Source organism: Sphingobacterium sp. 2149 (assembly GCF_031455655.1).
GTDB lineage: Bacteria > Bacteroidota > Bacteroidia > Sphingobacteriales > Sphingobacteriaceae > Sphingobacterium.
In genome coordinates, this window is sequence record NZ_JAVDTD010000008.1 from 26,141 (window position 1) to 39,204 (window position 13,064).

At 39.9% G+C, this 13,064-nt stretch carries 8 protein-coding genes; all 8 read left to right on the plus strand.

Annotated elements, in window-relative coordinates; genetic code table 11:
- Nucleotides 1-7: 7 nt before the first annotated feature.
- The 8 genes from J2X77_RS12550 to J2X77_RS12585 all read left to right on the plus strand — a co-directional run bounded on the left by J2X77_RS12550 (nucleotide 8) and on the right by J2X77_RS12585 (nucleotide 12,981).
- Nucleotides 8-1,537: a SusD/RagB family nutrient-binding outer membrane lipoprotein gene (locus J2X77_RS12550; RefSeq protein WP_209577433.1), complete on the plus strand. Its 1,530-nt coding sequence runs from the start codon at nucleotides 8-10 to the stop codon at nucleotides 1,535-1,537.
- Between the two features lie 141 nt (nucleotides 1,538-1,678).
- On the plus strand, nucleotides 1,679-4,156 hold the full coding sequence (locus tag J2X77_RS12555; protein WP_209577435.1) for a phosphocholine-specific phospholipase C: 2,478 nt from the start codon (nucleotides 1,679-1,681) through the stop codon (nucleotides 4,154-4,156).
- Nucleotides 4,157-4,347: 191 nt separating this feature from the next.
- Nucleotides 4,348-5,334 (plus strand): LacI family DNA-binding transcriptional regulator, encoded by a 987-nt coding sequence (locus J2X77_RS12560; RefSeq protein ID WP_293938378.1) that lies wholly within the window; start codon nucleotides 4,348-4,350, stop codon nucleotides 5,332-5,334.
- 147 nt (nucleotides 5,335-5,481) lie between these two features.
- On the plus strand, nucleotides 5,482-7,830 hold the full coding sequence (locus tag J2X77_RS12565) for a GH92 family glycosyl hydrolase (RefSeq protein ID WP_209577439.1): 2,349 nt from the start codon (nucleotides 5,482-5,484) through the stop codon (nucleotides 7,828-7,830).
- Between the two features lie 11 nt (nucleotides 7,831-7,841).
- Nucleotides 7,842-8,564: a basic secretory protein-like protein gene (locus J2X77_RS12570; RefSeq protein ID WP_209577441.1), complete on the plus strand. Its 723-nt coding sequence runs from the start codon at nucleotides 7,842-7,844 to the stop codon at nucleotides 8,562-8,564.
- 10 nt (nucleotides 8,565-8,574) lie between these two features.
- A complete protein-coding gene (locus tag J2X77_RS12575) occupies nucleotides 8,575-10,869 on the plus strand; it encodes a GH92 family glycosyl hydrolase (protein ID WP_310081003.1) in 2,295 nt (764 codons plus the stop codon).
- Nucleotides 10,870-10,962: 93 nt separating this feature from the next.
- Nucleotides 10,963-12,279: a sensor histidine kinase KdpD gene (locus tag J2X77_RS12580; RefSeq protein ID WP_209577444.1), complete on the plus strand. Its 1,317-nt coding sequence runs from the start codon at nucleotides 10,963-10,965 to the stop codon at nucleotides 12,277-12,279.
- Nucleotides 12,280-12,981 carry a response regulator transcription factor gene (locus tag J2X77_RS12585; RefSeq protein WP_209577447.1) on the plus strand — a complete coding sequence of 234 codons (702 nt, stop codon included), beginning with the start codon at nucleotides 12,280-12,282 and terminating at the stop codon, nucleotides 12,979-12,981.
- Nucleotides 12,982-13,064 lie beyond the last annotated feature (83 nt).

Sequence of the window (13,064 nt, forward strand, 5' to 3'; positions counted from 1 at the left end):
AATTAAGATGAAAACGAAAAAAATGTGTATATATATTGCCATGGGGAGTTTAATCTCATTGGCAAGTTGTTCAAAATTTGATGAGATAAACACGAATCCGGAAACTCCTGTTCAAGTGAATTCTTCGATGTTAGCGACTCGTATCATATTAAATTTAGCGAACCAGCCTACTCAGAAATCATTTATGCAGCCCTATTTATTAACAAAGGAGATTGCATGGACGGAATTGGTTGAAGGGTATCAATATAACGGATTCGGTGAAGGGAGTATATCGATGAATGCAATCAATGATGCTCACTTTATGGGACAGTATGCTTCGACAGATGTGTTAGCAAATTCCTACAATGGATTAATGTATTTCGCTAGGGCTGTAAAATTTTATGAGGCTACCATGAGTGTTGGAGATATACCTTATAAAGAAGCATTAAAAGGGGAGTCTGACAAAACATATTTTCCAAAATACGACAGCCAAAAGGAAGTCTTTTTGGGTATTCTTGATGAATTAGAAAAAGCAGATCAGCTCTTTGCAAGCGGAGCAAAATTTGCAGGCGATCCGATGTATGGTGGAGATATAACAAAATGGAGAAAGCTTGTCAACAGTTTTGCGTTAAATGTACTGATCCAATTGAGCAAAAAGGAAGCTGATGCAGATTTGAATTTAAAGGGACGGTTTCAATCGATTCTAACGAACAAGCCTATATTCACAGCGAATGCCGATAATTTTCAGTTAGTACGCTCGGATAAAAGTGGTCAAACCTATCCTTTTTATAAAATCAGTAATAGTTTCGTTATTTATCCCGTTGTGTCTACGGAGATTATCGATCGTTTGAAGCAGTATAAAGATAGAAGGCTATTTTTCTATGCAAATCCATCAGCTTTGCAAATTGCCAATGGCAAGCAAGTGAGTGATTTCGAAGCATACGTTGGTATTGATCCATCATTGGCATTTGGCGATATTGCGGACTTGAAGAAGAAAAACGATTATTCTAAATTGAATGATCGCTATACTGAGCTCGTAAGTGGCGAACCAACGCAACAGTACAGCTATGCGCATCTATGTTTTGTAGTTGCTGAAGCAGCTGCAAGAGGATGGGTTACAGAGTCTTCAGTCAATTGGTATAAAAAAGGTATTGAGTCAGCAATGAAATTCATTGCTGACAACACCCCAAATACTAGCCAATACACACACAATATGCCCTTGGATGAAGCCTATATCGCCAGTGCTACTGCTTCCTATGGTAATCAATTCCCTGCTGCTAAAGAAGCGCAGATTGAGGCAATTATGACGCAAAAGTATTTAGCTAGTTTCTTGCAGGGACGAATAAATCCCTACTACGATTATCGTCGTACGGGTTACCCAAAATGGAAAATCAACCCAGAATCCAGTTTAAATGCAGATGATCCAACCAAAATACCTGTTCGTTGGCGTTATCCAGCCAGTGAGTACAACTATAACGGACAAAATCTGGATGAAGCACTCGCCCGCCAATATGGCGGTAAGGATGAAATCAACCAATTGATGTGGCTTTTGAAATAATTCCTTCGAAAAAAACAATCCCCGCAGATGAGATCAATCGTTTGCGGGGATTTTTGTTAAAAACGTTACATTAAAAACGACAGCGAATGGATATATTCGCTTTAGACCATTGAATTTAGTAGAGAGATAACAAATTTATTTATGGATAGCAGGAGAGATTTTATTAAGAAGGCTTCATTGTTAGCTGGTGTTTTTGGCTTACAGAGTGCTATGCCAGATGCCATACAGCGTGCATTGGCGATTGAACCTATAACAGGAAGTACCTTTTTAGATGCCGAACATATTGTATTATTAATGCAAGAGAATCGTTCTTTTGATCATAGTTTTGGAACACTTCATGGTGTTCGGGGATTCAATGATCCACGGGCGATTAAATTGCCTAATGGTAACCCTGTATGGTTGCAGTCCTCGGCTGCAGGTAAGACCTATTCGCCGTTCCGACTGGATATCAAAAACTCAAATGCTGCCTGGACGGGAGATTTACCGCATTCTTGGGAAAATCAGATGGCAGCCCGTAACAATGGAAAGCATGATAACTGGATCGACGCTAAACGCCCAGGGGGCAAGAGCTTAAAAGAGATCCCTTTGACAATGGGTTATTATACACGTGAAGATATCCCTTTTTATTATGCATTGGCTGATGCCTTTACAATCTGTGACCAGCATTTCTGTTCGTCTATTACAGGTACAACAACCAATAGGCATTTCTTTTGGACGGGAACCTGTGTACCACATAAAGGAGCGAAGCCATTAGTGCGGAATTCAGATATCTATTTTAACCGTTGGGCACATTGGAAGACTTTTCCTGAGCGTTTGGAAGAAGCAGGGATCTCCTGGAAAGTCTACCAAAATGAAGTCAGCATAGAAAGCGGCTTAGACGGTGAGGATCTGTTGGGTAATTTCACGGACAATAATTTGGAATGGTTTGCACAATATCATATTGAATTCAAGAAAAGCCATCTTGATTTTATGCGTAGACGTGTTGCAGAATTACCAGCGGAGATTCAAGAACTTGAAAAAGCATTAGCTAATAATAGCTCTGAGAGTGTCCAGAAAACACAGAATAAACTCAAGCAGAAGAAGGAGCAGCTGAATAGCTATCAAAAACATTTGGCACGACTTACGGATCATGCTTTTCAGCAGCTTCCTAAAGAACAGCGTGCCTTGCATGAACGCGCTTTCCAAACGAATGAGGGTGATTCTTTCTATCGTGAGACAAGCGTGGTGACACATGAAGGTGAAAAGATTACTGTTCCTAAGGGAGATGTTTTACACCAATTTAGACATGATGTGAAATCTGGGAAGTTACCCGCAGTGTCTTGGCTTGTAGCACCGCAAAGCTTCTCAGACCATCCGAGTGCACCTATGTATGGTGCTTGGTATGTGTCTGAACTATTGAATATTCTGACGGAGAATCCCGAAATCTGGAAGAAGACTATCTTTATTCTCAATTATGATGAGAACGATGGGTATTTCGACCACGTTCCACCTTTTGTGGCACCTAATCCTGCAGATGAGCGTTCTGGAAAAACTTCACCTACATTAGATTATAGTGGTGAATATGTGAGTTTGGCTCAGGAGATCGCCGATGTTGCGGATAGAGGCAATGCAACGGAAGGTCCTGTTGGACTTGGTTACCGCGTACCGTTGATTGTCGCATCTCCTTGGTCAAGAGGGGGGTGGGTAAACTCTGAGATTTGCGATATTACATCGACCATTCAGTTTATGGAACATTTCTTTGAGAAAAAGCTCGGTAGGCAGGTGAAGGAGGACAATATCAGTTCGTGGCGCCGGGCGATTACGGGCGATTTGACATCGGTATTTCGAAAAGCTGAAGGAGCGGATGTTGTTGATTTACCCTTTCTGGATAGGAATCAGCAGATCTATGTTATTGATCAGGCAAAATCGAAACCGCTACCCAATAATTTTCACGTATGGTCGGAAGAGGAGGCTGCGAGGTTGCGGGCTAAGGGTCATTCCACTTTACTGGCAAGACAGGAAAAAGGTCAGAAAAACTCGAGTGCGCTAGCGTATGAACTTTATGTGAATGAGTCTTTTGTTAAACATCAAAAACAGATTCATCTGACAATGGAAGCAGGTAATCGCATCTTTGGCAATAAATCGCTAAATAGCCCATTTAATATCTATAGTGGACCCAGCTATAAAGATGGCGTAAGCTTTTGGCCATTTGCTGTTATTGCGGGGCAACAGCTTAGTTTTGACTGGAACTTAGCGGATTTTAGCGATGGTTATTATGATCTGACCGTATATGGACCAAACGGATTCATGCGCGGATTCAAAGGAGAGGGCGAACCGCTGTCTGTTAAAGCAAGTTATGAAATCGGGAAGAAAGGCCAGTTGACAGGCAATCTTGTGCTGGAGATTTATAATCATGGAAAAAACCCGGTCCGTGTACATGCCGTGGATAACGCTTACAGCACCTGGAAGAAATCCAGTGTACTTGCCGAAGGAATGTCTATCAAATGGATTGTGGAATCCCACAAAATCCATGGTTGGTATGATGTGACTGTACATGCGGCGGATACCAAATTTGTACGTGAGTTTGCCGGTCGCGTCGAGACTGGAAGCCATTCGAAGACTGACCCGCAGTTGGGGTGATGTTTTACCAATCTACATGTAGTCAGAAATATCTTTTGGGGTAAAGGAGCCTTTGTTTGTTATTCATTGTCAGTCTAATTCTTTTGTATAGTAAAGAGTGGAATGTTAATTTATTGTCTGCTATCAATTGTAATTTCCGATATGTTCATATTTATTTTCTAATTTCACCTTAATTTTATGAAAATGCTTTTATGGCCAAATCAATTAAAGAAATTGCACAGGAGCTCAATGTTTCTAAATCCACTGTTTCATTAGTCATCAATCACAAAGCCGAGCGAGCTCGCATTAGTAAGGAATTGGAAAATCGCGTACTTGCTTACGTTGAGAAAGTTGGTTATAAGCCTAATGCGCTTGCAAAGAGTTTAGCAACAGGGCGATCAAATACCATTGGTCTGATTGTGGAAAATATCGGGGATTCTTTTTTTGGGCCATTTGCTTTGTATGTGGAGGAATTATTTCGAAAAAAAGGGTATCACGTCCTCTACAGTAGTACCCTTGGAGATTCACAAAATGCGCGGGATATCATCGATTCAATGTTGGAAAAGAAGGTGGAGGGGATTATTTTAGCTCCAACAGTAGATCTGGAAGCATATCAGCGAAAAATATTGGAACATAGGGTTCCACTAGTAGTCTTTGATAGAAATTCTCCAGATGTGGATACCCATTATGTGCACATTGATAATGACGTTAGTGCAAAAAAAGCCTGCGATCATTTGAAATCTATCGGTTGCCAAGATTTTGGATTAGTAACCATCGATTCCGATCAGCCGCAAATGTTGGGGCGTAAAGGTGCCTATTTGGATTTTTGTGAAGCCTACGGTATGGAGCCTCGCATCCTGCAATTACACTATCAAGAACTGAAGCAAAAGGGGGCGCGTATGTTGAAAAATTGGGCAGCGAAGCAGACTGGGTTAGATGGTCTCTTTTTTACGACAAATTATCTGTGTATCCTTGGGTTAAAAGCACTGCGGCCAGCGGATGAAAATCACTATGCCTTTCCGATGCTTTCTTTTGATGATCATGAGTTGTTTGATATTTTAAACCCTAAAATTTCCTGTATACAACAGCCATTAGAACCTTTGGCTAAAACTTGTGTGAAAGTTTTGTTAAAGGAAATAGATCAGGGGATATCCACGCCTAAAGAATATATTATTTCAACCAAATTGATCCGGAGGTAGCATACGGCGATAGCTCGATTTGTAACCCCTGTATTGTAAAAATCATAAGACCTTCCGGCTCAATTCCTATGGTTTGTTTTGATTTAGTATTCTTTTTTATATCTTTACTAATACGTTTTAGTAGAAATAATTTATATATCCTAAATAATGAATAAATCTTTAAGCCTTTTTCTGGGTTCATTATTGTCTTTTGGTTTGTTTTGCGCAAAACCGGTTTTGGCTCAGAAATTTAGAGGACAGCAAATGGATGCTGTCGATCTTGTTAATCCATTAATGGGTACCGAATCCAAATTTGAGTTGTCCAATGGAAATACCTATCCCTCAATCGCGCGGCCTTGGGGAATGAATATGTGGACTCCGCAAACAGGAAAAAATGGTGATGGATGGCAGTATCAATATACTGCTGATAAGATCCGTGGTTTGAAACAAACCCACCAACCGTCGCCTTGGATGAATGATTATGGCGTCTTTTCCATTATGCCAGTGACAGGAAAGCCTGTCTTTGATCAAGATGAACGTGCAAGCTGGTTTTCACATAAAGCTGAGATCGTAAAACCTTATTATTATTCGGTCTATCTGGCAGATCACGATGTCACTGCGGAAATGACACCAACGGAACGAGCAGCTATGTTTAGGATTTCGTTTAATAAGACAGACGACGCTTATATCGTGTTGGACGCGTATGAAAAGGGGTCTGAAGTTCAGATTATCCCTGAAAAAAATATGATCGTTGGCTATTCATCAAAATACGCCCGTGGTCCACTGCCTGCGAATTTCAAGAATTATTTTGTTTTGGTTTTCGATCAACCGTTTGCAAATGTTGCTACTTGGGAAGGGAAAGAGAAAAAGGATGGCCAGCTCCAGATCAAAGGTGACCACACTGGCGCTATTGTTGGATTTAAGGTAAAGGATAAAACGAAACCCGTTCAGGTGAAAGTTGCCTCGTCCTTTATCAGTGCCGAACAAGCCTTATTAAACTTAAATGAGTTGGGGGACAAGTCGTTTGATCAAGTTAAAGAAGATGGACGTCAGATCTGGAATTCCACGTTAGGGAAAATTAAAGTTGAAGGCGATGATATTGATCAATTGCGCACATTTTATTCGACCATGTATCGGACCTTATTCTTTCCGAATAAACTCTACGAAATTGATGCGCAGGGTAAAGTTGTCCATTACAGTCCGTATAATGGAAAAACACTTCCGGGCTATTTGTTTGGAGGAACTGGATTTTGGGATACCTTTAGAGCATTGTATCCGTTCTTAAACTTGATGTATCCTTCTATCAATAAGGAAATGCAGGAAGGTCTCTTAAATGCTTACTTGGAGGGCGGTTTCTTACCTGAGTGGAGTAGTCCTGGATACGCGGATATTATGGTTGGTAACAACTCTGCTTCGGTAGTTTCGGATGCCTACATCAAGGGAATACGCGGTTACGATATCAATAAGTTGTACGAAGCGTTGCAGCATGGGGCCAATAACGAGGGACCAATGAGTGCAGTTGGTAGAAAGGGTGTTGATTATTATAATAGCTTGGGCTATGTGCCCTATGACGTTAAAATCAATGAAAATGCGGCACGTACCTTGGAATATGCCTACGACGATTTTACAATTTATCAATTAGCAAAAGCGTTGAACCGTCCGAAAGCTGAAATTGATCTCTATGCGAAGCGTGCACAGAACTACAGGAACCTGTTCGATCCATCGACCAATCTTATGCGTGGAAAAAATAAAGATGGAAAATTCCAGACTCCTTTCAATCCATTGAAATGGGGGGATGCGTTTACAGAAGGAAACAGCTGGCATTATTCATGGAGCGTATTCCATGACGTTCAAGGGCTGATCGATCTGATGGGCGGAGAAAAAACATTTGTGAGCATGTTGGATTCTGTATTTGTTCAGTCTCCAGATTTCGATGATAGCTATTATGGGGGTATTATCCATGAAATTCGCGAAATGCAAGTTGCCAATATGGGACAGTACGCGCATGGTAATCAGCCCATTCAACATATGCCGTATCTTTACAATTACGCTGGTCAACCTTGGAAAACGCAATATTGGGTGCGTCAGGTAATGGACAGAATGTACAAACCAACGCCTGATGGCTATTGTGGTGATGAAGATAATGGTCAAACCTCGGCATGGTATGTTTTTTCAGCCTTAGGATTCTATCCGGTTTGTCCTGCGACCGATGAATATGTGCTTGGAGCGCCATTATTTAAAAAGGCGACGTTAACGTTTGAAAATGGCAAGACACTGATCATCGATGCTCCTAAGAATTCGGCCGAAAATGTATATGTAAATGCACTACAGATGAACGGTAAGGAGTATGGAAAAAACTGGTTAAGTCACAAAGCTTTGCATGAAGGTGGGGCACTGCATTTTGATATGGGGGCAAAACCTAACTATACTAGGGGAGCATCCAAAAATGCTGTGCCATATTCTATGACAACAGATTTGCAATCAAATATCAAGGTGAAATCGAACAAAAAGAAATAAGCATTTGAGTTATGATAAACTTTAGAAATCTAAAAGTAGGCCTTACCATCTTTGGCTTGGCCTGTTCTTGTTCGATTTTCGCGCAAGATAACTGGAGACATACAGAAAGTGACCGTAAGGTTGCTGTGGATGTTGATAGTATCAGCAAAGGTGGTTTTACATTGATTTGGATTAATAAGGACAAAGATTTTAGTCCATCTTTAAAAGATCGGCTCATTACGGCTTATTTTGAAAACTACCCCAAACTAGCCAAGAAATATAATAATAAGACCCTAAAAAAAGTGTCTTTTGTTATTGATCCAGACTACAAAGGTGTTGCTGCTACGGCTGGCGGAATTGTCCGTTACAGCCCGGGATGGTTTGCCAAAAATCCAGGTGATATTGACGTAGTTACCCATGAGGTAATGCATATTGTTCAAGCGTATCCTGATGGGGCCGGTCCGTGGTGGATTACGGAAGGGATAGCGGATTTTGTCCGATTTGATGATGGAATTGACAATGCAGGTGCAAATTGGAAGCTGCCAGATTATAGCGACAATCAGAAATACACCGATTCTTATCGCGTTACTGCCAGATTTCTCTATTGGATCAACACGCATGTAAAAAAAGACTTTGTTAAAAAATTGGATGCGGCAATGCGTAGCAAAAGCTATAACGATTCATTCTGGAAAGCACAAACTGGAAAGACGATCGATGAGCTATGGACGGATTACAGTAAAAATCCTAAATTATAATTCATAAGTGATGAATATAAAACGTTTGGCTTTTTGGGGATTACTTAGTATTCCATTTGTATTAAAGGCCCAGGAAACTAAGTTAGTCCAGTACGTTAAACCGCTTATTGGTACGGCGCGGATGGGTCATACGTTTCCGGGCGCTACAGTTCCTTTTGGTGCTATACAGTTAAGCCCGGATACGGATACGCTATCTTATGCTGTCAATGGCCGCTATAATGGTGATGTTTATAAATATTGTGCCGGTTATCAGTATGATGATCCCACGATTGTGGGATTCAGTCATACGCATTTTAGCGGTACCGGTCACTCCGATCTTGGTGATATACAGATTATGCCTACCCAAGGTAAAATTCAGTTAAATCCAGGTACAGCTGATCGTCCTCAAGATGGTTATCGATCTCCATATAGCCATACGAACGAATTGGCCGAAGCCAATTATTACCGTGTTTTACTGGATAAACATCAGATTAAAGCAGAGTTGACGACGACCACGCGAGTGGGTATACATCGGTATACTTTCAACCAGTCTGATGCGTCACATCTAATTGTTGATTTAACTGCTGGGATCTATAATTACGAAGGAAAAAATGTTTGGACTGTTGTGAAAGTACTGAACGATTCCACGTTAGTTGGATACCGTCAGACAAACGGTTGGTCAAGAACCCGTACGGTGTACTTTGCTATAAAGACATCCAAAGCTTTTAAAAATTATGGCGCTAAATATGAAGATGGGAAATCTGTCTATAATGGTTTTTGGCGTAAGTTCGATCAACGCAATAATTTCCCCGATTTAGCAGCTCATAACATGAAGCTTCATTTGGATTTCGATACAAAGGCACACGAAGCAATACTGCTGAAAGTAGCTTTAAGTCCTGTAAGTATGAAGAATGCATTGGCCAATATGGAGGCTGAGGCTCCCGACTGGAATTTTGATGGGTACGTGAAGAAAGGCCAGGAGGCTTGGGAAAAGGAACTGCATAAGATAGAAGCTGAAATGTTGAACAAGGAAGATCTTGTCAATTTTTATACAGCGATGTATCATGCCAGCTTAATGCCGACGGTTTATATGGACGTTAATGGTGAGTATAAAGGCTTGGATCAGGAGGTGCACAGCGCCAAAGGTTTTACGAATTATACCTCTTTTTCGCTATGGGATACATTTCGGGCTTTTCATCCCTTGTTGAATTTAATCAACCCTTCCCGTAATGCAGATATTGTGGCATCCATGCTGGCTCATTATGACCAGAGTGTATTGAAGATGTTGCCCATCTGGTCGCATTATGCGAATGACAACTGGTGCATGAGCGGCTATCATTCGGTGTCTGTTATTGTTGATGCCATACTTAAGGGCGTCTATAAAGGTGATGCGGAAGCGGCGTTAGCGGCGTGCGTTCAAACAGCAAATACGCGTCAATATGAGGGGATCGGTGCTTATATTGATAAGGGATATGTTCCTGCAGATGTATCGGGAACATCAGTTTCTAATACATTGGAGTATGCATATGACGATTGGTGTATCGCGCAACTAGCGAAAAAATTGGGGAAAGAGGATATCTATAACACATTTTCTAAGCGGGCTGAAAGCTGGAAATCACTCTATGATCCCGCTATTGGATTTATGCGCCCCAAGGATTCAGCGGGTAAATTTCAGGAGAAATTTGATGTGCTGGATACACATGGACAGGGATTTATTGAAGGTAATTCATGGAATTACAGCCTTTATGTACCGCATCAGCCTACCGAAATGATGGCAGTCATGGGAGGTAAGCAGCGTTTAGAGACTTATTTGGATTCTCTTTTTACAATGGAATTACCGGATAAGTATTTTGAGCATACAGAGGATATTACGCGAGATGGTATTATCGGAAATTACGTGCACGGAAATGAGCCTTCCCACCATGTGGCTTATTTGTACAACATCACCAAGAATCCTTGGAAAGCTCAAGCACGTGTCAGACAAATCATCCGAAATCAGTACCATAATGGTCATGCGGGATTAGGCGGTAATGACGACTGTGGACAGATGTCGGCCTGGTATCTATTTACTGCACTGGGTTTTTATCCTGTTGCACCTGGGGAAGATAGTTATTGGATTGGCAGTCCTCTGGTAAAATCGGCAAAGGTAAATTTTGAAAATGGACGCAGCCTGTCTATAGTTGCCCATAATCAGTCTGAAAGGAATATTTACGTTAAATCCGTTTCTTTAAATGGACGAAGATTAGCTGATCTGCGACTACCTTATAGTAGCATTATAGATGGCGGTGAACTAGTCTTCGAGATGAGTAATAAACCGAAAAAATAGGAGCATTCCGGAAGGATGAAGCGATCAGGGTTATACAAAGGCATAGCGATCAGTTGTCTTATGTTGTTTTTAATATTACAATATCTCCTGATTGTGCAATCATATGAGATCAAAAGAAGCGAACTATTTTGGAAAGAAAAAAAGGAGATTAAGGTTGTTTACGATAGACATATTGCGAACGATAAGATCTTTCCAGGCGGTCAAAAACTTATCGATTCAACCTTAATCCCTCATTTAGATCGTTTAGAAGCATATTATCAGCATGATAACTATGCTTTTTTTAATCTGAAGGATAGTATTGCAAAGGAGTTGATTTCCAAACTCCTAAATCATCCTGCAATGGACAGCCTCTTTAAGATCATCAAGTCTGAAGTGAATTTGGGACAAAATTTTGGTTATGCGATTGTACTGAGAGATGTGTCGGTGACTTTCGACGCGAAGAAGTTTATTCCGATAGTTGATTATGATGTTGATCAGTATACCCTTATTGGTGGTGAAGATCAATTTATTGATAAAGACAATCTTGTGTCATCAATTGCTATAAGTGCAAATAGTAAGAGGTCAAATCGTGTAGCTTTCACATTATACGTAGGTAATATTGATAAAAATGTTTCTGCGTTAAGATCCATTTTTCCACTATTATTATTGTCTGGTTGCTGTATCATCGGAATTATTAGTGTATACTGTTGGACTTACAATAATTGGATAAAACAGAAAAGAATGGCTGAAATGGCTTCCGACTTTATCAATAATGTTACTCACGAGTTTAACACTCCATTAACAACCATCCGAATTGGTTTGTCGAATATAGCCGTGAAGGTTTCTAGCGATGATAAAATGAAAATATCAACCACTTTGGAAACCATGATGCGTCAAATAAAGCGTTTAGATAGGTTAGTTAATAAAGCGATTGATTTAAGTGTGTTTAATCAGGAAGAAGTAGTACTTGAAGAACACTTTTTGGCAGAACTGTTGGATCATTTGGAACGAGATCTGACAATTTTAGCTTCAGAAACCATCGGAATTCAGACTTTTGTGGATGAAGAAGTAAAAGGGATTAAAGTACTTGTCAATCCATTTATGTTTGTTACAGCATTGAATAATATAGTAGATAATGGTCTTAAATATAATAATGAGTCCATAAAGCAGATTTGTATTCATGTAGGACTGTATGAAAACAATACAATCCTGATGACTATACGTGATAATGGAATAGGCATTTCAAATAACGAATTGCCACATATATTTACGAAGGGATACCGTGTTAAAAGAGACGCTTCTCCTAACGGTCTAGGACTTGGACTTTTTTTCGTTAAAGAAGTTATGCGGATTCACAATTGGAAAATTGATGTTAAATCAGATATTAACAATGGGACGACATTTTTTATTTTGATACCAATGATAAAATAGATGATAGGAGAATATGGACATATATTGCTGATTGAGGATGACGTTGATCTAGCCTCAATGCTCATTGACTATCTTACAAATTTTGGTTTTGATGTTAGTCATGCATTATCTGCCGAAGAAGGAATTTTATATTACAAAACAAATAAGTATAATATTCTTATCGTCGATATACAACTTCCCAAATCCGATGGTTTTCAATTTGTCGAGTATATATCGAAATTAAATAAAAACCAATTTTTTCTTTTCCTTACGGCTAGGTTATCAAAAACAGACCGTTTGAAAGGACTTCATCTAGGGGGGAACGATTATATTACAAAGCCTTTTGATGTGGAAGAACTCTCGCTGAAACTTCAAAATTATAGCATAAAGCAGAGCACAGTTTTACCAAGCCAGCTTAATATTGGAGATATTAAACTCAATCGTCATTTACTATCAATAGAATTTAGTGATAGATCAAAGCAGGTCGTTTCGCCACGGGAATTTGAACTATGGGCTTTCTTAGCTAACAAACCAAACGTTGTGTTGAAGAGAGAAGAAATCTTATTAGCGCTATGGGGAGACAGTGACTATTTCTTAGGCCGGAGCCTCGATGTTTTTATATGCAAAATCAGAAAAATGCTGAAAAGATCACGCTTTGTTGAAATTAAAACTGTCTATAAAGTTGGCTTTATTTTAGAAGTCAATATCGATAATTGTCATTAACAATCGATTAACAACTTTCTTTTCTCTTTCTTTATAAATTTACTAAAACGAATTAGTTCTTAAGCTCGTTGTTGTTCCGTGAC